Origin of the sequence: Xenorhabdus lircayensis, assembly GCF_016306625.1 — a bacterium.
Taxonomy (GTDB): Bacteria; Pseudomonadota; Gammaproteobacteria; order Enterobacterales; family Enterobacteriaceae; genus Xenorhabdus; species Xenorhabdus lircayensis.
On record NZ_JACOII010000033.1, the window covers coordinates 1 to 24,262 of the forward strand.

Sequence of the window (24,262 nt, forward strand, 5' to 3'; positions counted from 1 at the left end):
AACCATTTAATACATGACCTGTTTTTTTGTATGAACCACAGTGTATTTATATGTACTTTTCCAAATATCCTCAGCCAATACTTACGCTACCTCCACCAATAACAATACCGCCACAATCAACGGCATCTCCCGTTCTAGCGGCAGGTTTTCCTTCAATAAACACAGATCCGGAACCTTCAGCTATCATCCGGGAATGTGATGAGTGGGACTCCAGAATATCCCCTTGTCTGGCTATATAGACACCGTCTACCTTAACACTGCTGGCACCGGTAATTACAGGTGTTTCCGGGCAATCACCATGTTTTGTACCCATATCACCGATTCTGATGGCATTTCCCATATTGTTTCTCTCCCGAATTAATTTTAATACATATATTGATTGTTATTACATATTAAGAAGAAATTTATTAGCCCTATACCAACCGGGAGTTTCGTCATCAGTAAGTCTGACTAAAATGGATTCATCAAACTCATCAATATCGAAATTTTCTTCTCTGATCACTTTCTTAAGAATTCCCTCGATAGAACGAGTGTCTGTAATTTTCTCAGAAAGTAGATAATCATAGAAAAAAGCTAAAAATGGCATTGCGTTGACGATACTGATACTTTTTCTTATTTCTGCCAACTCAGATAACAAAATTGAATAAAGTTTTTGTAAATACTTCTCTTTTTGCTTTATCTCTATCAATTCATACTGTTCTTCGCTGATTTTGAAAATTTTATATTTCCCTTTGGCATTATCAGGAAAAGGTTCTCTGATTTTGGCAAAGTCATCCGTGCGTTCTTCTTCAAGATAAAGCGTTGTGATGCGTGAGATTGGCCCCAAAAAGCAATGCACTTCCCAGTCACTTAATACGCCGAGAAAATCCCAGATATTGCGCGGATCATAAAAGCGAAAAAATACCGGCTTTTCCTGCTGCGGAAGCAGCACTTGCAGGTATTTCCTTAAATGCTGGCGAAGGGTTTTCATATCCGCCGGGCTGTGAATAAAAATCCCCCAGGGTGTTTTGCGGCATTCCAGCCAGATTTTGACTTTTTCATCCACCTGTACCAGATAAGGCGCGATTTTAACCAGTTCTGGCTGGAGGGGTTCTCCATAAAGACAGGCGGAAGGCGGGTCATAACGCTCCAGCATCAAAAACAGATCGGCTTCTGCTGCCCCATCAATAATGGCGTAAAGTTTTTCCTGACTCATTCCTGTTTCTCCTTGTCTTCCATCGGGCAGTGAGCGACAAACATCGAACCTTCACTTGCTGCGGCCAACAGGATGGCTGGATTGGCAGGTGCCAGTAAATCACCGGGGCTGCCGCCGGAGTTCAGGTTGATCGCAGCACCTTTGATATCAATGCCGCCGGCGTGAAGCACAACAAAATTTCCACCAACATTCAGAGTAATTTTGCTGCCGCTTTGCAGGGTCAGATCGCCCTGTGCATCCACACTAACCAAGCCCTGAATTTTTTCAGCCAGATCGCCTTTAAGCTGTAATGAGCAGTCGCCGTCAACCTGCTCAATATAGTTGCCGGTGGTTTTGTGCTCCTGCTGACCTTCTACGGTCACTTTGCGGTTATTGGCTATTACCAGTTCATCGTCATGGCCGATGCTGGTCGTACGGTCATAGTTGATTCGTTCTCCCCGTGAATTGAGTACCTGAATGGCGAGATTTTTCTGAGCATGGATAAACACTTCTTCGAGATCTTTCTCATCCTCAAAACGCAATTCGTTAAACCCTTCGCCTTTATGGGTTTTCGAGCGGATCGACATTTGGGTTTTCGCCATCGGCAGGCGATTTGGTGTGATATTAAGGGCGTTGTAGGCTCGACCAACAATGATAGGTTGATCCGGGTCGCCATGAACAAAATCTACCAACACTTCATGCCCAATACGGGGAATGGCAATCATTCCCATTAGTTGTCCAGCCCACGCCTGACTGACCCGTACCCAGCAAGAACTTTGGTCATTGAATTCACCATATCTGTCCCAGTCAAACTGAATACGAACGCGCCCGTATTCGTCACAGAAGATTTCTTCTCCTTCTGGCCCAACAACAGTGGCAATGTGTGGGCCTTCCATTTTGGGTTTTGGGTAAGGTGAAGGGCGGTAAGAATTTTTTCGGGTGGTAAAGGTAAATTGATTAGACAGCCATGTGCCGCTATCGCCGGATTGAGTTTCATCTGCCTGTGGTTGCCGCCCGGAATGAGTAATCTGGATGAGTTGCCATTGGTCGTTGAAAGTTTCTCTGGGGTGATCTGTCAGGTTAAACAATTGCCCCGGCCACATCGCAAAACTGTCACCATGACCATTGCCAAGCTGAGTATCCCGGCGCAGGTATTCCAGACGATACTGGCTTGCCCGTTGGCCTAAATCATCGTCCTTAAAGCGGCTGGGGAAATCGTAATAATGATAGCTGTTCAGGATCCGCTGATTATCAAGATTGCGACCTTCATACCAGAATTCACGGTTCCAGCGGGGGTTCTTGAACGTTCTGTCTTTAGTGGTGATATTGGCAACACCAACACGCTCTGACCAGCTAATTTGGTGAATACAGGTTGTTTCCCCCGTTACATCAGCTTCGGGACGATAAGGGACGGTGATCACCTGATTAAGGGACAGGCAGGAATCGTGAAATACGATGCGTTGCTCGTGCTGCTCCTGATCGAAAACGAAATAGTAAAAAATACCCTCATCAGCCAGTAAGCGTTGAATAAAGGCCAAATCACTTTCATCATACTGAACACAAAATTCCCGTGGTGGATGTTTATAACCCAAAGCAAAGAAAAAACTACGTACACCGTTTTCCCTGAGCAGGCTTTCCACAATATCCACAACGGACTGATTTTGGAAAATCCGGCTATTGACCCGCAATGATGCACGCCATAACGGGGGTTGAAGGGTGATATGGTAGTGACTACTGTGCCGTCCGGTTGAAAGCAGTGAAAAATGGGTTATCATCCCGGTGATTTGGCGTTCAACCTGCCCGTTGCGATGCACGGCAAAAACGGCGTTTCCGTCAAGGACATCGGCAAAGTTAATTTCCGGGGTTTTACAGGTCAGCGTGGCTTCCAGCCGAAAGGGAGAAGATAGTGATTCATGTAGGGAAAAATCGACGACAGCAAAAGTTTGTTCGGGTAAGTTTTCCGTAATCAGTGTAATTCTTAACCCTGAGCGATCAAATAGTTGATTGATTTTATCTATTACCCTGCTCATTTGTGCTCTCCATGATATTTGGGTGTATCAATTTATTGGTTCACTATAACTATATGAATTAAAGAAACATTTCCATTTAGCTGATCTTAATATCTGTTTCATTACTGTCTGTTTGAGTAAGGATTATTTGAGAAAATGATTTTTTAGGTGGTTTATTATAATGCTGTTTATTTAATTCACTATCAGGGAATGGCGCTGGAATTGATTTTATATGCGGGATGTTATTATCCACTTTCATATCACCATCGAATTTTTTAAAAACTTTATTAATTTTATTAAATTCAGTAAAATCATTCCATGTTATTTCAGGTATAAGTCCAGCACTGCGCAGTGCCTTCCAGGTGAAATCAATACAGCTATTCGAAGCTCCATTATAATAAAGGTCAAAATCAGGATTATTTTCATCTTTTGCTAATTCGCCGTATTTTTTTAATTTATTATAGTGTTCTTCTGCAATTTCCATGGTACGGCTATATCGTGGATTCTCATAATGCTTAGTATCATAGATAGTTACCTCTCCTGGGCCTATGATGCCTGATTTAATAGGGGCAAATCCATAGGCATTATTAACTTTACCATCTGAAATTTCATACCACATATGTCCAGCCGCCGATGTTACTCTCTCACCATTTTTAACGTGAGGAGTTCCATTATTATCATTAAGAGGTGTGCCCGGATGCGCTGCATAAATGATAACAATATACCTTTTGTTTAAAGATTCAATTAAAGTCTCTACAAATTCGGGCCTTGCCTGTGGAGGTGCACACGTAGCACATGGTTTCCCTGCAGCATAATTTATGTTTTGATCAGGATAAGCACTGGCATTGATACGTTTTTCTTTATTTTCTTTGGAAAGAGCATTGTCGTTAGCAATCCCTATTAATAACTCTTCCGTCTTGTTTTTTGGCATCATTTTTTAAATCCTTTTATTTTATTGCATGTTGTCGAATATAGATAGAATAACTTAAATCATCCATCTTTAATTCTGACAGATCAGCTAGGACTTCTACTTTCAAGCGATATTGTCCATATTGATATGGGGATCCAAAATCCACTAAGTCAAATAAATTATTACCTGACCACCCAGAAGAAGAAGTTACTTTTGTGTGAGTTTTTTCATATACTATGCTTTCTGTTAAATCATCATTTATTTTATAAATTTTTATATCAAAAATAGGTTTTCCTTTAAGGTCATGTATAGGTCCACTCCCTCTAAATATGTCACTAACATAGAATCCCAAATTAGAACCTCTTCTTTTTTTAATATTCAAACTAATTTGAGGTGATGGAGTATTAGCAGGAATGAGATAGAGAAGTTTAGGTTTGGGTTGAGGAACCTTCCAAAACACCAAATCTACTTTTTCCCCTTTTTCGTACAGCTTAATAGGAGTTTCAACTGAGTAGTAATCACCAACTGTAGTTGGTCTGGGATTTAAGAAAAAGTAAGGATCTTCTGTGGGGGGACGCATCCATTGAATTAGCATTACGATACCCGCCCCCAAAAAAGCAGCTAAAATCAATAACATCGTTTTTTTCACCATATTTGCTCTTTCCATTCATCAGAAGCAAAGAAAATTTAGGATTCCGTGCCACAGTTAAATTAATAGTTACGATCTCATTACCTCTGAGAAGCTAAACCGACTAAAACCTGTTTCCTTAACAATCGCAACGACTTACCGTAAGTACATATACTGAATAAGTATATAACAGAATAATTTATCTATTCAAGTGTAAATAGAGACACCTCAAAAGAATTGTGATTAACTTCGCTTACTAAATAAAATCAATTATCTAATCTAAATTTCACGTAATACAACAGATTAAAAACACACTAACGCGCTACGCTTGTCTTCTCAGGTTTGTCTGGCTAATAAATTAACCAGACAAACCTGAGATGTAGAAAAACACTATGCCAGCCAGAAAAGACATTTCTATAGCATCCCCATTAAAAAAATTAAGGATAAAACGGTTCACCCTGTTCACCTCTAAATATTTTTATTTATATTCATAGTGTTAAATGGTGATGACTCGAAATTAAACTCATCACCACTCTTCACCCAACCGTTCACCTCTAAATCAGAAAAAGGTGAACAGGGATGAAGACTTGTGAATAGTTTAAAAATAACCATTCACCCTATAATACTTTGATATATCTGGTTTAAATTATAAGGTGAATAGTAGTGAACACTTTTTTATATTTTTCTGAAAAATGCAGCAGATAAAGCAGCAACCAGTCATGTTTATGATGAGGCCGAAACCGGCCGATTTTCAGGTCAAATACCCCATTACGGAACCCGATTAAATGGCGCTCTGGTGCGTTCATCATGGGAAGCTGTAATTTCAGGGCATCCACGGCAGAACCAATACCATGCGGTGAGTACGGCATTTTTTCTTCCATAAAAGCTGCCACCATTTCCCGCTGTAAATCGCGGTTACTGACCGGACACCAGACAATACCATCATAGTGATGAACGGTTTCCGAAGCGCCATCCAGTGCCAAATCGCCATTATAACGTGCCAGTAACACTTCTCCGCGCTGACTGGCTCCCATCTGACATAAGGTCAGTTTTGACGATTTGGCATCATTGGGCTGAATGACCGCTTTTTTCGTTATAGGTGCCGGTTGATAAAGCCCCTGAGCAAACGCCAGCTTTGCCGTTTCTACACCGTGTCGTTGGCGGTAGTCGTCCCAATCGGCTTTATGCTCTGTCGGTGGCAATGTGATCCAACCATTCACCGCTAGAGCGGCTTTTTCTGCCGAGATCTTGCCAGTATTCACTTTCAGTTTACCTTTCTTATCCAGTTCACCGGGGTAATGCCAGTCGTTATCGGCGGCAATAATAATTTTCGTATCCGGCAAGCATTCTCTGACTGATTGAGCAACGGAAAACAAATTGCCTTCATCCAGCGCCGCCAGAACAGCGCTTTTGCAGAATTGGTTAACCGTGAGTGCCGTGGCGTAACCTTCGGTAATGATGACCGTATTGGGACGTTCTTCCAGCGCTGATAGAGCAATAAACGCGCCTTTTTTCTGGCTGCCAGTGAGTAATTTTTTCTTACCATCCGGTTTGATGATCTGCGCGCCTGTTATTTTTTTGTCCAGTGTTGCGAGTCGCAACACTGCTGAATTATCAGGCAGTAACCGCTGATTAGGGCAATGCAGCCCTTTTGCAGTCAAATAGGGAGATTGTCCGGCAACTGTCTGCGCCATCAGAGCCGCCACGCTGTCGGCAATCGGTTGTATTGGATAAAGGTTTTCTTTGGCGGGCTTGGGTTCAGGCAGAGGTAATGCCAGTACATCCGCAACAATTTTAGCCGCTTCAGTAATAGAAATTCCTTTGGTTTTTGCTACCAAATCCAGCCCATCACCATAGTTCAGCGTATCACACTGGCGGCAATGCCAGTTGCCGTGATGGTGATCATCGATAAAGTGAAAACGGTCGGTGCCACCGCAGATCGGGCAAGCGCCATGTTTACCTTTTGCCGGGATATCGATACCACACGCAGGCAGCAGATTTTCCCAATGATACATGGCGGATTTTTTCACGGTCTGGATCAGGTCGAGCGGTTTTTGGCTGCGGGTTTTATCTGAAAGTGTAAATTTAGGGTGAGTTTGGGTATGCTGTATATCAGCCATCATCGTTACTCCGTATAACGGTTGTTGGTCAGACGCCTCAGATGTGTTGTCGCACACTGGGGCGTTGCTCTTTTATATTACGTGTCTTATGTCATGTTCTTTTCTGTACTATGCCGCCCGTGATCCTGCGATCCGCTGTGCAATCCAGTTATCAATTTCTGATTCAATAAACGCGATAGAGCGGGAGCCGAGTTTGATTTGTTTCGGGAATTCCCCATCGCTAATCAGCTTGTAAATCCACGCCTTGCTATAACCCGTTCTGCGTTGAACTTCGGGCAAACGAATAAGATTTTCTTTCGGTGCTGTCATTGTCATATTATTTATCTCCTGTTACCGAGTCCTTGAGCGCTCATCGTGGACGTTGTTTGATGACAGGCGGATTATTTAAAAAGCAAGATTAAATGAACAGCGTTAATTGTTTACTCCCTTTGTAAAATTTATCGGTTTATAGGGAGTATCAGCCCTCCAATTGTATGCTGTATGAAAATCAGTCACTGTTGAAGCCTCCAACACAGTCTAAAAAACATCCATCATCCATGTTCTGTATAAAAAAATAACTTTGTTGGCACTGCCAACACAGAATAAAAAATCACCACACATCTTAAGTTGTATGAAAAACAGGCTTTTGTGCCCCGGGCACAGGTGTGTGAAAAATCACCGCATCTTTACGCCCTTTTGTCAAATTTTCCGATCAAGACATTTTCACCGCGTTCCAGCATCTCCATATGATCCGCATACCATTGCAGCATTTCCCTGCGCCCCTCCAGATATTGGGCGTGGTTGTAGGTTCCCCGGATGCTGTTCTTATCAACATGGGCAAGCTGAGTTTCAATCCAAGCCGTGTTATAACCTTGTTCATGCAGGATAGTACTCATGGTATGACGGAAGCCGTGGCCGGTTGCCCTGCCATCATAGCCAATACGTTTTATAACCTGATTAATGGCGGCCTCGCTCATCGTTTTCCCCGCATCATTACGTCCGGGGAAAACGTATTTCCCACGCCCTGTAATAGAGTGCAGTTTGATAAGAATGGCTTTAACCTGATTGGATAGCGGGACGATGTGAGGGCGGCGCATTTTCATTCGCTCAGCAGGTATCTGCCAGATATCCTTATCGAAATCGAATTCAGTCCATTCTGATTCTCTTAATTCGATGGTACGCACACCAGTAAGCATCAGTAAACGTGTCGCGGACTGAGTCACTTCGCTTCCGGTATAGCCCGCCAAGGCGATGAGGAATTCATTCATTTGGTCGGCTAAAAGGTGTGGGAAGTGTTTTTGCTTCGGTGCTTTAAGTGCGCTGGCAAGATCAGTAACGGGATTGAACTCAGCCCGTCCTGTAATAACTGCATAGGTGAAAATTTGCCGACAAGCCTGTCTGGTTTTTTTCAATTTATCCAAAACACCGCGTTGCTCCATTTTTCGGAGCACAGCCAGCATTTCGGCGGGTTTAATCTCGGTAACAGCCCGTTTACCAATATACGGGAAGATATCTTTTTTCAGATATTCCAGAATGTCTTCGGCATACCCTTTTGACCAGTTGGGACGTTTGTGCTCATGCCATTCAATGGCGATGGATTCAAAACTATTGCTGACCGCAAACGCTTTGGCTGCCTTTTCAGCTTTCTTTTCTTCTATCGGATCATGACCATCCGATAGCGTCCGCCGTGCTTCGTTTCTCTTGGTTCTTGCTTCTGCGAGGGAGATATCAGGGTATACCCCTAATGCGAGTAATTTTTCTTTGCCTGCGATCCGGTACTTCAACCGCCAATAGCGAGCGCCATTAGGGTTAACCAATAGGTATAGTCCGCCACCATCTGCAAGTTTATAAGGTTTTTCTTTCGGCTTTGCAGTGTCCACCTGTCGGGCTGTTAGCTTCATCTGGGGGTATCTCACTTCATTGAACCTGAACGTACCCCTAAATATACCCCCATAAGATCGTGGATTTCAACCTACCTGACTGGACTACAGAAGAACGGGAAAAGGCTAACAATGCGTATTTACTGGGGTTTTGTGGACTTGAAAGGACGTTAAGATATGGATGGATGGTACGCCCTACAGGATTCGAACCTGTGACCTACGGCTTAGAAGGCCGTTGCTCTATCCAACTGAGCTAAGGGCGCATTATGGTATGTAGAATAAGAAACATCATTAATGCGTTGATGTAGCACCGGATTATACGGGCATAATGGAATGAGTCAATGGCCTTTTCGCTCATATGTTCATTTTATGGTTACCAATAAAACTGACAGGCGGTTCATGTTCTGACAAAATAGCCCCTATTCCTATACTTGATGATGGAATCTTAAATACATGTCAGCAAAAATTATTGATGGGAAAACGATTGCGCAGACAATCAGAAGCGAAGTTGCAGAAAAAGTCAGGCAGCGTGTGGCTGCTGGAAAACGAGCTCCAGGTCTTGCCGTCGTTTTAGTGGGAGAAAACCCTGCTTCTCAGATTTATGTCGCGAGCAAACGTCGTGCCTGTGAAGAGGTTGGTTTTATGTCCCGCTCTTATGACCTGCCTGATACGACCAGCGAAGCCGAATTACTCTCCCTGATAGATAACCTGAACACCGATACAGAAATCGATGGTATTTTAGTTCAACTTCCCTTACCTGCCGGTATTGATAATGTCAAAGTACTGGAACGTATTCATCCCGATAAAGATGTGGATGGTTTCCATCCCTATAATATCGGTCGCCTGTGCCAACGCGCCCCAAAATTACGCCCTTGTACTCCCCGTGGAATTGTAACGCTGCTTGAACGCTGCAATATCAATACTTATGGGCTAAATGCAGTTATCATCGGTGCTTCCAATATCGTTGGGCGCCCCATGAGCCTTGAGTTGCTGTTGGCAGGCTGTACTACTACGGTAACGCATCGCTTTACCAAAAATTTACGCCAGCATGTTGAACAGGCTGATTTATTGGTCGTTGCTGTCGGTAAGCCGAATTTTATTCCCGGCGAGTGGATTAAACCGGGCGCGATTGTGATTGATGTTGGCATCAATCGGCTGGAAAATGGCAAGGTCATTGGAGATGTGGATTTCGATAACGCCTCCGAACGCGCCAGTTGGATTTCTCCTGTGCCGGGTGGTGTCGGCCCAATGACCGTCGCGACATTGATTCAAAATACCTTGCAGGCTTGCGAGGAATACCATGATGTAAATAGAACTGAAGGATACTGATGGACATTTTTAATTTAGATGGACACCCTTGCGTTGAGCTGTGTGACTTGCTGAAATTCCAAGGATGGTGTGAAAGCGGTGCAGCGGCGAAGACTGTGATTGCAGAAAGCTTAGTTCAAGTCGATGAGCTAGTGGAAACTCGCAAACGCTGCAAAATCGTTGCAGGGAAAATTGTCAGCTTTAATGGCGAATCCGTTCGTGTTGAAGCATAACTCGGTGGGTAAACACTACCGCTAATGCCTTCCAGAAAATCAGCACATTAAATGTATAATGTGCTGATTTTTTTATTTTATAAATAGTAATTAATTATTTTATCAGCCAGTATAAGGTGAATCATAATTATAATAAAATATTATGAAAATAATGAGGGCAGTATTATAGGCAGATATTATCACCATCTCGATTTACAGCGTAATTTAATACAAAAAATCAAGAGAAACCCAATAACCAATCCAAAAATGCAGGGCCAAGAATCAACCCAAAAGAAATATTAAATTGGGAAAATTTAAGTGTAGAACTCCAACAATTACCCAATGGAATTCAATACTTTCTTGATATCCCTAAACATGAATTACCTATAAGACTAAATATTATCGGCCATGTTAACCAACATCACAATATCTATTCTATTGCTCAAAATAGCCGTAATCGTTTAACTCCAAAACAGTTATTTTATAGTATTCAAAAATTGTTAGAAAAATATAATATTAATAGTATAAGGCTTTGTTGTTGCCATCTAGGAAAAACAGGCTTCGCTCAAGAATTTGCCAACCTCACCAATAGGCCTGTTAAAGCCTCAATGGGGCAATTACGTATAACTCAACCTTATTTCGCTAAAAAATACCTAAATAATCGTTCTATAATTGTTAAAAATCCCCAGATAACAATACGAGTAGATCATAATAGACGCCATGATATCGATGTTTCTAACAGTCAATTTATCTGGTTTTATCCGCAAAATATGTGACCTTAACGGTATCTTGATAAACTATCATGCCAGAAATGTTTTGGTTTTCTAATAAGTTGCTATACTGAGAAGCTTACGTACAACTGAAAAGGAGTTAATTATGTTAAGTAATAGAGCTGCAAAAAGGTTGTTGGGTATGTCTTATAAGTTAAGTAATTCTAAACGCAAAGTAACTATTTCTCTTCTTAATCTTGCTTCCAGTGATAACACACATCAAGTACCAGAACATCTAAGTAATTCTTCTTTTGTTGCCATGAAACGAGACACATCTTCTGGAAAAGTCACGTATCATGCGGGAACTGTTTTCTATCCTGAGTATCTAAATATTCAGCGATAAATCTGCCTGTTTTCATTCCGCTCATGTATTACAACTACATGTATTACAATTAAAATTATCGTTGTGAAAACGTAAATGTGATAAAAACTGAACCGCCCACAAAGGGCGGTTCAAAAGTGATTATTTACGACGCCACGTTGTTCCCTGTGAGCCATCTTCCAGCTCAATGCCCATTTCATTTAACTGGTCACGCGCCGTATCGGCCAATGCCCACTCTTTGTTTTTACGGGCATCGTTACGTTGTTTGATTAACGCTTCGATTTGAGCAACATCATCGTCATTCGCCTGTGCTCCCCCCTGCAAGAAGTGTTCTGGATCCTGCTCCAAAAGGCCAAGAACACCTGCCAATTTACGCAGTTCAGCCGCCAGACCATTCGCCGAAGTCATGTCTTCTGCTTTCAGGCGGTTGATCTCACGCACTATGTCAAACAGGACTGAATACGCTTCTGGTGTGTTGAAATCATCGTTCATCGCTTCCGTGAAACGTGCTTCAAACGCCTCTCCACCAGCAGGCAGTGCGGATTTATCTGTACCACGCAGTGAAGTATACAGACGCTCAAGAGCAGTACGCGCTTGTTTCAGGTTCTCTTCCGTGTAATTCAACTGGCTGCGATAGTGACCGGACAGCAAGAAATAACGCACGGTTTCAGCATCGTAATACTCCAACACATCGCGAATGGTAAAGAAGTTGTCCAGTGATTTAGACATCTTCTCTTTATCCACCATGACCATGCCGGAGTGCATCCAGTAATTAACGTAAGGGCCATCATGGGCGCAAGTAGATTGTGCAATCTCATTTTCATGGTGTGGGAACATCAAATCAGAACCACCACCATGAATATCAAAATGATGGCCAAACGCCTTGCCGTTCATGGCAGAACATTCAATATGCCAACCTGGACGACCTGCGCCCCACGGAGATTCCCAGCTAGGCTCTCCTGGCTTGGACATTTTCCACAACACAAAATCCATTGGATTGCGTTTTACATCCGTCACTTCAACACGAGCACCCGCCTGTAACTGTTCTAAATCCTGACGAGAAAGTAGGCCGTAATCAGGATTGGTGTCAATGGAAAACATCACGTCGCCATTAGCTGCAACATAAGCGTGTCCACGCTTAATCAGCTCTTTGGTAATTTCAATGATTTCTGGCATATGTTGTGTTGCACGGGGCTCTGAATTCGGGCGCAGAATATTCAGGGTATCAAAGTCGTTGTGCATTTCTGCCAACATACGTGCGGTCAAATCGTCACAGCTTTCATTATTTTCAATTGCACGTTTGATGATTTTGTCATCCACATCAGTGACGTTGCGGACATACGTCAGATCGTATCCCAGATAACGCAGATAACGAGCAATAACATCAAATGAAACAAACGTTCTGCCGTGACCAATATGACACAAATCATAAATGGTAATGCCACACACGTACATGCCCACTTTTCCTTCATGAATTGGCTTAAATTCTTCTTTTTGACGGCTGAGAGTATTGAAAATTTTTAGCATCAGTGGGTTTTCCGTAAAATTGATGTACGTGTAATAAAGTCAAATGAATTTATTGATTATAGGCTTCTTTATCAGTGATATAAATATACCCTTCACTTTTCAAATTACTGCTTTGTTGACGACAACTTGAAATCCATTGGAGATAAACTAGGGTATAAAAAGCCAGATAAGGTATTTCACCTTGATATGCAATGCTTTGCAAGTACCGCAAGCCGCCTTGTTCTGATACGGCTTCAGGGTACTGACTCAAAATCTCAGATATGATATAACAGCGTTTTTCCGAACCCCTAGAATACAGGGGCAATCAAAACTATTATTAGGATTTCTACTATGGTGACTTTCCACACCAACTTTGGCGATATCGTGATCAACACTTTCGCGGATAAAGCGCCGGTAACTGTTGAGAACTTTTTGAATTACTGCTCTGAAGGTTTTTATGACAATACGATTTTTCATCGTGTTATCAATGGATTCATGATTCAAGGCGGCGGCTTTGAACCTGGTATGAAACAGAAAACAACTCAGGATACTATCAAGAACGAAGCCAATAATGGTCTGAAAAACAGCCGTGGCACTCTCGCAATGGCACGTACCAATGATCCACACTCTGCAACCGCCCAGTTCTTCATTAACGTTGTTGATAACGATTTTCTGAACTTCCGTTCAGAACGTCCAGACGGATGGGGCTATTGCGTATTCGCCGAAGTGGTTGAAGGTATGGACGTGGTTGATAAAATCAAGGGCGTTTCCACTGGCCGCAGCGGTATGCACCAAGATGTACCACATGAAGATGTGATCATTGAACGTGTTACTGTTAGCGAATAGTTAATCGTTATATGAGCACGCTGTTTATTGCAGATTTGCATCTCAGTGAGCAAGAACCGGCAATTACTGCCGGTTTTCTGCGTTTTTTACGTGAGAATGCGATTCATGCTGAGAGTCTTTATATCCTCGGTGATTTTTTTGATTACTGGATTGGTGATGATGATCCCAACCCACTGCACACTAAAATTGCCCAAGCACTCAATGTACTGAAACAAAAAGGTATTCCCTGTTATTTCATTCATGGTAATCGCGATTTTATGCTGGGTTCACGCTTTGCAAGAGAAAGTGGCCTGATCTTATTACCACAGGAAAAAGTGCTGGAGTTGTATGGTAAGCGTATTTTGATCCTGCATGGCGATACACTATGCACAGATGACATCGGTTATCAGCAGTATCGTAAGAGAGTACATACTCCGTGGATACAACGGTTATTCCTACTTCTTCCTTTGTTTATCCGATTGAAAATCGCTGCCAAAATGCGTGCGGGTAGCCAATGCGCCAACAGCCAAAAATCCGAATCAATCATGGATGTCAATCAACAAGCGGTTATCGAACACTTCGAAAGACATCAGACCGATTGGATGATTCACGGACATACTCACCGTCCGGCAATACATGATATTCAAGTTGGTGATAAAACCCTGCATCGCGGTGTGTTAGGAGCATGGCATGATCACGGTTCGATGTTCAAAGTGACAGAAACGTCCATTGAGCTAATATCTTTCCCTTTTTGAGCCTGCTTAACTATTTTGGAAAATCGACGAATCAAACAACGCAAACGTTTTCCTTGCGGAATTCGCGTGATATGATCCCCTGACTTAAACATCATCTTTGTTCTGGTAGACACACCAATACAGGAGCATCTGATTTATGACGGCCAGCCCTGATCCCGTAACAGCTATGACTTCTACAACAGCTATTCCCACTACAACAATGCAACACCACGCCAAAATCGCCATTGTCATGGGTTCAAAAAGTGACTGGGCGACAATGCAACACACCGCTGATATTTTGATCTCTCTTGTCATTCCTTTCCATGTCGAAATTGTTTCGGCACACCGAACGCCCGATAAGCTTTTTCATTTTGCCGAGCAAGCCAAAGAAAATGGGTTTGATGTGATTATCGCTGGTGCAGGTGGTGCGGCACATTTACCGGGGATGTTGGCCGCCAAGACCTTAGTCCCTGTGTTTGGGGTTCCAGTACAAAGTGCTGCGCTTAGTGGTGTTGATAGCCTGTATTCTATCGTCCAAATGCCAAAGGGTATTCCTGTTGGTACGCTGGCTATTGGCAAGGCAGGAGCTGCAAACGCAGCATTACTGGCTGCCCAAGTGTTAGCCTTGCATGATAATGTCCTGTTTCAACGTCTGTCAGATTGGCGCCAAGCACAAACACAGGATGTTTTGGATAATCCTGATCCGCGGGAGGATGCATGAAACCTGTTTGTGTATTGGGGAATGGTCAGTTGGGTCGGATGCTACGTCAGGCGGGTGAGCCATTGGGGATCGCTGTTTACCCCGTAGGGTTAGATGCAGAGCCGGAAGCGGTGCCTTATCAGAGCAGCGTTATCACCGCAGAAATTGAGCGTTGGCCTGAAACCGTATTAACTCGCGAGCTGGCTCATCACAAGGCTTTTATCAATCGCGATATTTTCCCACAACTGGCAGATCGCTTGCCACAAAAACAGCTTATGGATACGTTGGGTTTGGCAACAGCACCGTGGAAACTGCTTTCCGACCCCAGCCAATGGCCACAACTGTTTGCTGAATTGGGGGATTTCATCATCGTTAAACGTCGGACGGGCGGCTACGATGGACGTGGTCAATGGCGTATCCGGCCGGGCGATGAAGCAAACTTACCACCTGAGATTTACGGTGAATGTATCGTAGAACAGGGCATCCCGTTTTCAGGGGAAGTGTCGCTGATTGGCGCCCGTAATGCCCAAGGTGAATCGGTATTTTATACACTCACTCATAATCTGCATCAGGAAGGCATTTTACGTACCAGTATTGCTTTGCCCAATACAAATAAGCAATTGCAGCAACAAGCAGAAAAAATGCTGTCCGCCATCATGGATCACCTGAATTATATCGGTGTGATGGCAATGGAATGCTTTATTGTTGGCGAAAATTTGTTGATCAACGAACTGGCACCACGGGTTCACAATAGCGGTCACTGGACACAGAACGGCGCTTCTATCAGCCAGTTTGAACTTCACTTACGGGCGATTTTGGGCCTGCCCATGCCTCAACCAGAAATATTTGCGCCATCCGTTATGATCAATTTGATCGGTACAGAGATAAACCCTGCATGGCTCAGTTTACCGCTGGTTCGTTTACATTGGTATGAGAAGGAAGTTCACCCAGTACGTAAGGTAGGGCATCTGAATCTAGTTCATTCTGACAATGATATATTGAGAACCGCATTACAAACGTTGATCCCATTATTACCGGAAGAATATCAAAGCGGTCTGGAATGGGCCCAAGATAAATTAAATTGATCGGTTATATTAGATAGCCAGCTCAAGGAAGTGGTAATAATTTAAAACAAACTACCACTTCCCATTCCAACTCTATGGGCAATTATTATGTTTTTGGTAGCGTTCGGGATAGGGTATCCACAATTGTTCTTGTCATTTGATCTATCTCATAATTGAGAAAATCACCTACCTTAACTTTGCTGAAGTTGGTCATCCTTAATGTTTCTGGGATCAGGTTTAAGGCAATCGTCTTGTTTTCTTCTTCAATGCCATTGATGGTTAAACTACAACCTTGAAGTCCGATAAAACCCTTCAAGAAAAAATATTTAATGTTGTCTTGAGGGATCCGGATAACTAACCGATAAGTTTCACCGGTTGCGGTAAATTCCACTACTTCTGCCATCCCCTCTACATGCCCATAAAGACTGTGCCCACCATTTTCTTTATTCATCTGGTGTGAACGTTCAACGTTGACTTCATCTCCAATGGAGAGAAATTTCAATGTCGTGGCATCAGCAGTAAAATCAGAAATATCAAAATACACTCTATCCCCATTAAATTGGGTAACGGTCAGGCATGTGCCATCAATCGCGACGCTGGCTCCAACAGCAACCCAAAAGATAATTAAATATTCCATTCCTATAATTTATCTCGATTTAAAATAATCATCACTCTTTAATTATAAGAATGTATTTCAATACAAAAAACACCTCAAATTCATTATACCAGTGTATCTTACCCCCCTATTTTCACTTTATCTGAGCATCCGAACAACTGGATTAAATTATCACTAATCCACGGTCTAAATTCTGATATTTAATATAACCCTAAATATAAAAACAAATAAATTTAACTCACCAGTGAAATTAAATCCATCATTAACAAATCCCTGGTATTAAAATCAACAATTTTTTAAAAAAAAGCAAAAAATAATGAAGCATCGGCTATTTAATCTGGCTAATGCATCATAAAACATGAATAAAAATAATAATTATTTGACATGAGAGCACAATTAAATAAATGTTACTCTCTTACAGTCAATTACCGATGAGATAACAAGGAGACACTACGTGCCACCGCTAAGGAAACAAGGAATCAACAATGCCTTAAGGTCTATTACCGCAACGACTACTGGTTTATCGGCCATTCCACTCTTCTTTCTTTTCTCAGCACCTGCGCAAGCCGATGGTTTTGTCAATTTTCAATCAATTGATACCAGTCTTTATTTGCAATTCGAAAACAAAGTCGCTCCCCAAAAAACCTTTTCTCCCATTATAGAAGCGTTTGGTGATTACAAGATTGGCGATATGTATGTCTACAGTATTTGGCAAAATTCGCTGCAACATGACTATAAAGGCGATAAAAACACCTATTACTATAAATTTGTGCCAAGACTCAGTGCCAGCAAAATCACGGGGTATGATCTTTCCTATGGCCCATTAAAAGATGTGCTGTTTGCTCAGTGGATTGCTAAAACCGAAAACGTAAAATACGACTATTTCCCCGGTATCAGCCTCGATTGGCAAGTGGATGGATTCAGTTGGTTGCGCACTATCTTTTACTTTGAGAATAATGCAAAAGGAAGCTGGAACGATCAGCGTATCCACATTGATTATGGTATTCCGTTCAGTAATCAATTGGGGGATTTCCGCATTGCAGGCACTTTCGATTATACACTGGGATTACGTGATAACCCTGAGATGATCGATTTCAAACCCGAATTACATTATGACTTGGGGAAAAAATTGGGATATCAACCCGGCCATCTGTGGACAGGGGTTGTCGTGAATCCGGTCAAAAATAAGTACAAAATAAAAGATACACCGTACTACCGCACGAATCAATTTAGCTATGGGGTGTTTATTCGATACAGCTTTTTCTAATAAACACATAAAATAGTGCCGTTTTTAATGGTTTATATCCTTGATGGGGTCACAATGTCCATTCAACACGACAAATTCGGGCGTACTTATCAGTGGCTTTTACTGATACTTTTAGGCATGGTTTATTTTTTATCCACAGCAACAACCTTTACGTCATTGGGTGTTGTCCTACCCAGTATGATTAATGAACTGGGCTGGAGCTGGACTAATGCCGGTTTAGGGTTCACGCTGCTTGGCCTGACTTGCGGGCTATCCAGTTTTCTGCCAACCGTGTTCATTCGCAAGGTTGGCGTTCGCTTCACTCTGTTCATTGGCCTGCTGATTTTTCTGGCCGGTTTCTACAATCTTTATCACACGCACGCTATTTCATCTTATTTTATTGGTACGGCTTTAATTGGCGTCGGTTTTACCTTTTTGGCGACAGTTCCGGGCACTTATGTGATTTCACGCTTATATGAAAAACAGTCCCTTGCTTTTGGCTTCTATTTCACGATCGGTGGACTAGGAGGCGTAATTGGCCCTTGGATCTATTTTCTGGCCACCCGTGTTTGGGGAACATGGCGGATGCACTGGATGATTTCCGCCATTGTGCTCACCATTTTCGTTATCCTGACGATTATTACCCTTCAAGAAGGAAAGCGGGAAATTGCCCATGCCAAAGCGGTGAACCAACAACATAACAACCAAGATACATCCAGCATTTATCGCACCAAGCAGCGCTGGACTGCACATCAAGCACTGCGTACATGGCAATTCTATGTGATTGCAGCCACTTACACCGCGTTTTTATGGTGTGGTATTACGGTCAATAGCTTTGCCGTTGCCCATATTATCGAAAATGGTTTCAGCGAAACCATCGCCGCAGGGTTACTGAGCACGATGGCCTTCATCAATGCGTTTTCCAGATTGGCCGGAGGCGCAGTCGGGGAATGGGTGGATCCGAAAAAATTACTGATTGGCAGCCTGACTATTATCATTATTGGCTTAATTGCGCTGAGTATCGCTTCCTCATGGCCGTTCTTGATTGCGTTCACGCTGTTTGTCGGCATGGGTTACGGAATGACTTTCCTCGCTTCCAGTGTGTTGCTGGCTAACTATTTTGGCCGCAAACCTTATCTGGAACTGTTTTCGATCATGAACTTGATCTCCACGCTGGCCTGTTTGGCTCCCTTTTTTACTGGTGCCATTAAAGATTATTCAGGCAGCTTTACTTCAGCATTCATGATTATTGCTATCCCCGTATTTGTTGTGCTTGTCGTGACATTAATGATGAAACCGCCTACTCAGAAAATGAGAAAGCATTCGGCCGAAAACACTCAATTTACTGAATAGGATAAAAATGAACTAAAACAACGTACAAACAAGGAAATAGTGATGTCAAAGAAAGAGTTCGGTGTATTTCTACCCATCGCCAAAGGTGGGTGGATCATCTCCAAAAACACGCCACCACTGGATTCATCTTATAAACAAAACCGTGAGGCTGCCATTCTGGCTGACCAGATTGGCCTTGATTTCATTATGTCTATGGGTAAATGGAGCGGGTTTGGTGGTGAAACAGATCATTGGGGCAGCTCGCTCGAATCCGTCACGATGATGGCCGGCATTGCTGAAGTCACTCACCACGCAAAACTGATCGCAACTGTTCATGCTGGGTTACACAATCCGGCAGTCACGGCCAAAATGATCGCTACGCTGGATCATATTAGTCGGGGGCGTGCTGGCCTGAATATTGTTTCCGGTTCATTCCGAGATGAGTTTGAGCAAATGGGTGAATGGGATGGCAGCCTGGATCATGACCAGCGCTATGCCATGACTGAAGAGTGGACTCAGCTGATCAAACGACTTTGGTGTGAAAAACAAGTTGATCATGAAGGCACTTACTTTCATTTAAAACAGTGCGTTTCTGAACCTAAGCCTCTTTCATTTCCTCGACCTTACCTAGTTTGTGCAGGCCAGTCCGATCAAGGGCTGCGTTTCAGTGTACGCTATACCGATGTTTGTTTTATCAGTGGTAAGGATGAGGCTGAAACCCGCAACATCAGTTTAACCGCCAAACGTATCGCTGCTGAGTACAATACAACAACCAAAACATTCTGCATGTGTACTGTCATTTGCGCTGAAACAGATGCCTATGCTGAAACTCTCGCCCAATTCTACCGTCAAAGTTTGGATGTAGAAGCCGTCAAAAATATGATGCACAGTTTCGGCGTCGATATGGATGGAAAAAGCAATGCGATGGTTGGGCGCTCCCAAAATGCCTTTATGACCCATACCGCCATCGGTACGCCAGATACTTGCTACAAACAACTGGCAGATTTAATGCGCACTTGTGAATTGGATGGCGTGATGTTGATCTTCCCCGATTATATAAAGGGATTAACGGTTTTTGGTGATCAGATCCTGCCCAAATTAAGAGAAGAATTTGTCGGATAAAATCAAGCCGTCACCTTAAATAATGGGGAGCACCTTGTGCAATGCCTCCCCATTTCGGCTAGGTTTTATTTTACTCTGGCAAACGTCGGTACTGCCCTTTGCCACGCAATAACCGAATTCCCAACCAACCACCACATAATGAAAGCAGTAAGCTACTGATGATGGGAAGCAGAAGCCACATCTGCCATTGTGGTTGCCACGGAAAATCAAAGACCTGAGTCTGCAACAACCAAAGTGCGATTTCTGCACCAAATGCCGCCGCCAAACCCGCCATAAAACCAAGCAACGCAAATTCACTCCACAATGTGCGACGCAGTAGTTTTTTGCTCGCGCCCAATATGCGGTATACCACCAATTCAAGCTGACGCTGGCTCATACCGACCTGAATTTGTGCCAATAACAGCAATCCACCACAAATCATCACCAAAACAACCATGATTTCCAACGCTTTGCTGACTTGCTGCAAAATACCTTGTACCTGCTTAATTATCGAACCAATATCCAACATGCTGATGGTCGGGAAATGGCGATTAATTTCCGTCAGCAGCCGCCCATCGCCTTCATAATGAAAGCTGGTCAGCCACATTCCAGGCTGATTTTCCAACGTCTCTTTAGCAAAGATAAAAATGAAGTTCGGGTTCACACTCTCCCAATCCACTTTACGAATACTGCTTACCGTGGCATGGAACGTTCGAGTATTACCCGTAAATGTCAGTTGATCACCCACGTTAATTTGCAATCGTTCCGCCACTCCCTGTTCCATGGAAACTTCATTCGGCTTCGGCGGCCATGTTCCCTCAATGAGGGTATTAAAAGGTGGCAGGTCTGTTTTCCATGTTAAGTTCAGTTCACGACGCACCGTCGTACTATTGGGGTGTCTTTCATCAGCCCATACAATCGCCGATTGTCCATTCACTTCCGTCAAGCGCGCCAGCACAATTGGATAAAATTCGGTGGGTTTCACCTGATATTTAGCCAGCAAGTCATTAACTTGAGCAGTTTGCGGTTGAGTGATGTTTATCAGGAAATAATTCGGGCTATCGGGCGGCAATTGCTGCTGCCATCGACTCAATAAATCGCCCCTTACCATAACAAGCAAGGCCAATAGCATGAATGACAGAGAAAATGCCGCCAATTGTGTCATGGTTTGAAATGGACGACATAGCAAGCGATTAACTGCCAAACGCAAACTTAACTGACGAAATGTCACGCGGCGCAGCAACCATAAACCGCCCCATCCCAATAGTGCCAACAACAGAGCGACAATCGGCACTCCCGCCAGCAATGACCATAACAGCGGTTTCGTGCCTGCCAGTAATACCAATCCCCCTGTCACAATCAATGCCACCGCAGGCAGGTAGTAACGCAATGGCCAAATAGCCGCAGTTACGTCACTTCTCAATACCCGTGAAGGCTGAGTAGCCATTAATTGACGATAGGGACGAATTCCCACCAGCAAAGCAATACCGAAGAGGGAACCCATCGCCCATACCCACGGCCACATACCCGCTGTCGGTAACATTTTAGGCAACATCCCGGCTAAAATCCGAATCAATGCAGATTCAAAAACCAAGCCTAAAATAGAACCTACTACAATGGCGGCAAACAATATCACCAACCATTGTCCAATAATCCACTGACGCAAAGCCCAGCGCCCTGCTCCCAACGTTTTCAGGATAGCAATCAGATTGTGTCGGCTGCGGCAATAGTGCGCCATGGAAACGGCCATCGCAGCCACAGCAAGCAACAGTGTCAGCAAAGCCGACAACAGTAAAAATTGCTGGGCACGCTCAATAGATTGCGCCAGTACGCTATTATCCTGTTTCAGTGTCAGCCAACGTTGATCAACTTTTAATTGTGGATCAATGAATTGCTGGAATGATTGGATCGCTGTTGGAGAACCCGCGAACATATAGCGATAAGTCAAACGGCTGCCCGGTTGGATCGCCCCCGTTGCCTTAGCATCATCAATGTTGATTAAAATTCGGGGAGAAATCTGGAATGGATTGAAACCGCTATCAGGTTCTTGCAGCAATTCACCACTAATCTTTAACGTGGTATCTCCCACGTCAAGACTATCCCCAACCTTGACTCCCAATAAAGTCAGCAACCGCGGAGCCACCAGCACAGAACCTTTTTCCGGTTTTAATCCTCGTGGGTTGGTTTCCAGTTCTCCATACAACGGATAACGATCATCTACCGCTTTCACTTGAGCTAATTGAGGAATATCTCCCGCATAAGTCATGGTCGAAAATGAGATCTGGCGACTCAATGCCAACCCGTGTTCCTGTGAACTTTTCAACCAATTTTCATCAACGGGGTATGACGCCCTTAAGACGAGATCACCCGCCAGAAAGTCACGGCTTTGGTAATGCACACTCTGATCAATACGATCACTGATACGCCCTAATGCCAGCACACAAGCCACTGCCAATGTCAGAGATAACCAGACAATTAAGAGAGACGGTGTACGCCACTCACGCCAAAACCAGCGCCAAATCATGCTTCCTCCCGCAATTGTCCATCCACCAGACGTAAACGGCGCTGGCAGCGGGCAGCCAGTTGGCTGTCATGAGTTACCAAAATCAAGGTAGTGGCGTAATCATAATTGAGGGAAAATAGTAAATCAGCGATGCGATCACCCGTCTGGCGATCAAGATTGCCCGTTGGTTCATCAGCAAACAGGATTTTTGGACGGGTGCAAAATGCCCGGGCCAACGCCACCCGCTGCTGTTCTCCGCCCGAAAGTTGGGCTGGCATATGTTTCAGGCGTTTTCCCAATCCCAATTGTTCGAGTAATTCAATGGCCTGCTGACGGCTTTGATTTTCCGATTCGCCACGTAACAGTGCCGGAAGCTGGACATTCTCCAATGCATTCAAGGTGGGGATCAACATAAAGGATTGGAAAACAAAACCCACATTTTCTGCTCGCAACTGCGCCCGCTGCTCTTCATTCATGCGACTGATATTCTGCCCCAACAAATGGACGTCCCCCCCGCTGCCATCGTCCAATCCCGCAATAATTCCCAAAAGCGTTGACTTTCCTGATCCTGACTCACCAATCAAAGCAATTGTCTGCGCTGGCTCGACAACCAACTCAACACCTTGCAATATATTAATTACCTGTTCCCCTTGACCGACATGTTTAATGAGATGATGAACTTCAAGAATACTTTCTACAGCCATGTATTTTTCCTTTTATTGTTGGTGCTATGCAGCGCCAGAGCGGCTGCGGCTGATACCCTGCTTATATTGGGTGATAGCCTCAGTGCCGGATACCGCCTGCCCGTTGAGCAGTCATGGCCTGCGCTGGTAGCGAAACAATGGCAACAAGCCGGCAAAAAAACAGCCGTCGTTAACGGCAGTATCAGCGGCAATACCGCAGCACAGGCTCTTGAACGTCTGCCTGAGTTGTTGAAACAGCACAATCCAAAGTGGGTTCTGATAGAGCTTGGCGCGAATGATGGACTGCGTGGTTTTCCTATTCAAAACATAGAACAAGATTTGCAACAGAGCATTACCTTGGTCAAACAAGCCGGTGCACAACCTTTGTTAATGCAAATCCGTATTTCACCCAATTATGGAAAACGCTATACCGAATCCTTTGCGAAAATTTATCCTGCGCTGTCTGAACGCAACCAAATTCCTCTGCTGCCATTTTTCATGGAGCACATTGCTATCAAGCCAGAATGGATGCAAGATGATGGGTTGCATCCCAATCAAGCCGCGCAGCCCTTTATTGCTGATTGGATGTCCAATAAACTGTCGGTATACATCAACCACTCTTAAGTAAAAATATTCATTC

At 43.6% G+C, this 24,262-nt stretch carries 23 protein-coding genes and 1 tRNA gene; 11 read left to right on the top strand and 13 right to left on the bottom strand.

Annotated features, from left to right (window positions below; translation table 11 throughout):
- Nucleotides 1–70: 70 nt before the first annotated feature.
- The 9 genes from H8A87_RS08250 to H8A87_RS08290 all read right to left on the bottom strand — a co-directional run bounded on the left by H8A87_RS08250 (nucleotide 71) and on the right by H8A87_RS08290 (nucleotide 8,963).
- Complete coding sequence (locus H8A87_RS08250) at nucleotides 71–340, bottom strand: PAAR domain-containing protein (RefSeq protein ID WP_198689500.1); 270 nt, start codon at nucleotides 338–340, stop codon at nucleotides 71–73.
- A gap of 45 nt (nucleotides 341–385) precedes the next feature.
- Entirely contained in the window at nucleotides 386–1,195 is an 810-nt protein-coding gene (locus H8A87_RS08255; protein WP_198689501.1) for a DUF4123 domain-containing protein, read from the bottom strand.
- On the bottom strand, nucleotides 1,192–3,204 hold the full coding sequence (tssI, locus tag H8A87_RS08260; RefSeq protein ID WP_198689502.1) for a type VI secretion system Vgr family protein: 2,013 nt from the start codon (nucleotides 3,202–3,204) through the stop codon (nucleotides 1,192–1,194). Before tssI ends, H8A87_RS08255 begins: the two co-directional genes overlap by 4 nt.
- Nucleotides 3,205–3,280: 76 nt before the next feature.
- Nucleotides 3,281–4,117 (bottom strand): hypothetical protein, encoded by an 837-nt coding sequence (locus H8A87_RS08265; RefSeq protein WP_198689503.1) that lies wholly within the window; start codon nucleotides 4,115–4,117, stop codon nucleotides 3,281–3,283.
- Nucleotides 4,118–4,130: 13 nt separating this feature from the next.
- Nucleotides 4,131–4,745 carry a hypothetical protein gene (locus H8A87_RS08270; protein ID WP_198689504.1) on the bottom strand — a complete coding sequence of 205 codons (615 nt, stop codon included), beginning with the start codon at nucleotides 4,743–4,745 and terminating at the stop codon, nucleotides 4,131–4,133.
- A 617-nt stretch (nucleotides 4,746–5,362) separates the two neighbouring features.
- Complete coding sequence (locus H8A87_RS08275) at nucleotides 5,363–6,844, bottom strand: toprim domain-containing protein (protein WP_232370142.1); 1,482 nt, start codon at nucleotides 6,842–6,844, stop codon at nucleotides 5,363–5,365.
- A gap of 105 nt (nucleotides 6,845–6,949) precedes the next feature.
- Entirely contained in the window at nucleotides 6,950–7,156 is a 207-nt protein-coding gene (locus tag H8A87_RS08280; RefSeq protein WP_012987855.1) for a helix-turn-helix transcriptional regulator, read from the bottom strand.
- 350 nt (nucleotides 7,157–7,506) lie between these two features.
- Entirely contained in the window at nucleotides 7,507–8,721 is a 1,215-nt protein-coding gene (locus H8A87_RS08285; protein ID WP_198689505.1) for a tyrosine-type recombinase/integrase, read from the bottom strand.
- A 165-nt stretch (nucleotides 8,722–8,886) separates the two neighbouring features.
- Nucleotides 8,887–8,963: transfer RNA gene (locus tag H8A87_RS08290), tRNA-Arg, on the bottom strand.
- Between the two features lie 190 nt (nucleotides 8,964–9,153).
- Between H8A87_RS08290 and folD the strand changes: the two genes are divergently transcribed.
- The 3 genes from folD to sra all read left to right on the top strand — a co-directional run bounded on the left by folD (nucleotide 9,154) and on the right by sra (nucleotide 11,333).
- Nucleotides 9,154–10,029, top strand: coding sequence for a bifunctional methylenetetrahydrofolate dehydrogenase/methenyltetrahydrofolate cyclohydrolase FolD (folD, locus tag H8A87_RS08295; RefSeq protein ID WP_198689506.1), 876 nt, complete (start codon nucleotides 9,154–9,156; stop codon nucleotides 10,027–10,029).
- On the top strand, nucleotides 10,029–10,241 hold the full coding sequence (ybcJ, locus tag H8A87_RS08300) for a ribosome-associated protein YbcJ (RefSeq protein ID WP_198689507.1): 213 nt from the start codon (nucleotides 10,029–10,031) through the stop codon (nucleotides 10,239–10,241). Before folD ends, ybcJ begins: the two co-directional genes overlap by 1 nt.
- An 855-nt stretch (nucleotides 10,242–11,096) precedes the next feature.
- The gene (gene sra, locus H8A87_RS08305) at nucleotides 11,097–11,333 is read left to right on the top strand and encodes a stationary-phase-induced ribosome-associated protein (protein WP_198689508.1); all 237 of its coding nucleotides are present in this window, start codon (nucleotides 11,097–11,099) and stop codon (nucleotides 11,331–11,333) included.
- Nucleotides 11,334–11,453: 120 nt separating this feature from the next.
- Here sra and cysS read toward each other — a convergent pair whose 3' ends face one another.
- Nucleotides 11,454–12,839 (bottom strand): cysteine--tRNA ligase, encoded by a 1,386-nt coding sequence (gene cysS / locus H8A87_RS08310; protein ID WP_198689509.1) that lies wholly within the window; start codon nucleotides 12,837–12,839, stop codon nucleotides 11,454–11,456.
- A 330-nt stretch (nucleotides 12,840–13,169) separates the two neighbouring features.
- On the opposite strand from cysS, the gene ppiB reads away from it, so the two are divergent.
- The 4 genes from ppiB (at nucleotide 13,170) to purK (ending at nucleotide 16,162) form a co-directional block, all read left to right on the top strand.
- Nucleotides 13,170–13,664 (top strand): peptidylprolyl isomerase B, encoded by a 495-nt coding sequence (ppiB, locus tag H8A87_RS08315; RefSeq protein WP_198689510.1) that lies wholly within the window; start codon nucleotides 13,170–13,172, stop codon nucleotides 13,662–13,664.
- An 11-nt stretch (nucleotides 13,665–13,675) separates the two neighbouring features.
- The gene (locus tag H8A87_RS08320) at nucleotides 13,676–14,398 is read left to right on the top strand and encodes a UDP-2,3-diacylglucosamine diphosphatase (RefSeq protein WP_198689511.1); all 723 of its coding nucleotides are present in this window, start codon (nucleotides 13,676–13,678) and stop codon (nucleotides 14,396–14,398) included.
- Between the two features lie 166 nt (nucleotides 14,399–14,564).
- A complete protein-coding gene (gene purE, locus H8A87_RS08325; RefSeq protein WP_198689600.1) occupies nucleotides 14,565–15,098 on the top strand; it encodes a 5-(carboxyamino)imidazole ribonucleotide mutase in 534 nt (177 codons plus the stop codon).
- A complete protein-coding gene (gene purK, locus H8A87_RS08330) occupies nucleotides 15,095–16,162 on the top strand; it encodes a 5-(carboxyamino)imidazole ribonucleotide synthase (protein WP_198689512.1) in 1,068 nt (355 codons plus the stop codon). The genes purE and purK overlap by 4 nt, the downstream gene beginning before the upstream one ends.
- An 85-nt stretch (nucleotides 16,163–16,247) precedes the next feature.
- Here purK and H8A87_RS08335 read toward each other — a convergent pair whose 3' ends face one another.
- Nucleotides 16,248–16,778 carry a riboflavin synthase subunit alpha gene (locus H8A87_RS08335; RefSeq protein ID WP_198689513.1) on the bottom strand — a complete coding sequence of 177 codons (531 nt, stop codon included), beginning with the start codon at nucleotides 16,776–16,778 and terminating at the stop codon, nucleotides 16,248–16,250.
- Nucleotides 16,779–17,211: 433 nt separating this feature from the next.
- Here H8A87_RS08335 and H8A87_RS08340 point away from each other — a divergent pair, with 433 nt between their 5' ends.
- Genes H8A87_RS08340 through H8A87_RS08350 form a run of 3 tightly spaced genes read left to right on the top strand, consistent with a single transcriptional unit; the run spans nucleotide 17,212 to nucleotide 20,457 of the window.
- Nucleotides 17,212–18,024, top strand: a complete 813-nt coding sequence (locus H8A87_RS08340) for an outer membrane protein OmpK (RefSeq protein ID WP_198689514.1) — start codon at nucleotides 17,212–17,214, stop codon at nucleotides 18,022–18,024.
- Nucleotides 18,025–18,078: 54 nt separating this feature from the next.
- On the top strand, nucleotides 18,079–19,356 hold the full coding sequence (locus H8A87_RS08345; RefSeq protein ID WP_198689515.1) for an MFS transporter: 1,278 nt from the start codon (nucleotides 18,079–18,081) through the stop codon (nucleotides 19,354–19,356).
- A gap of 42 nt (nucleotides 19,357–19,398) precedes the next feature.
- Complete coding sequence (locus H8A87_RS08350; protein ID WP_198689516.1) at nucleotides 19,399–20,457, top strand: LLM class flavin-dependent oxidoreductase; 1,059 nt, start codon at nucleotides 19,399–19,401, stop codon at nucleotides 20,455–20,457.
- Between the two features lie 70 nt (nucleotides 20,458–20,527).
- Here the strand turns inward: H8A87_RS08350 and ybbP are convergent, their stop codons facing one another.
- Both ybbP and ybbA read right to left on the bottom strand, forming a co-directional pair.
- A complete protein-coding gene (ybbP, locus tag H8A87_RS08355) occupies nucleotides 20,528–22,960 on the bottom strand; it encodes a putative ABC transporter permease subunit YbbP (RefSeq protein ID WP_198689517.1) in 2,433 nt (810 codons plus the stop codon).
- A complete protein-coding gene (gene ybbA / locus H8A87_RS08360) occupies nucleotides 22,957–23,643 on the bottom strand; it encodes a putative ABC transporter ATP-binding protein YbbA (protein WP_198689518.1) in 687 nt (228 codons plus the stop codon). The genes ybbP and ybbA overlap by 4 nt, the downstream gene beginning before the upstream one ends.
- On the opposite strand from ybbA, the gene tesA reads away from it, so the two are divergent.
- The gene (tesA, locus tag H8A87_RS08365) at nucleotides 23,614–24,246 is read left to right on the top strand and encodes a multifunctional acyl-CoA thioesterase I/protease I/lysophospholipase L1 (RefSeq protein WP_198689601.1); all 633 of its coding nucleotides are present in this window, start codon (nucleotides 23,614–23,616) and stop codon (nucleotides 24,244–24,246) included. The two genes, ybbA and tesA, sit on opposite strands and share 30 nt — an antisense overlap.
- The last annotated feature ends 16 nt before the right edge of the window (nucleotides 24,247–24,262 follow it).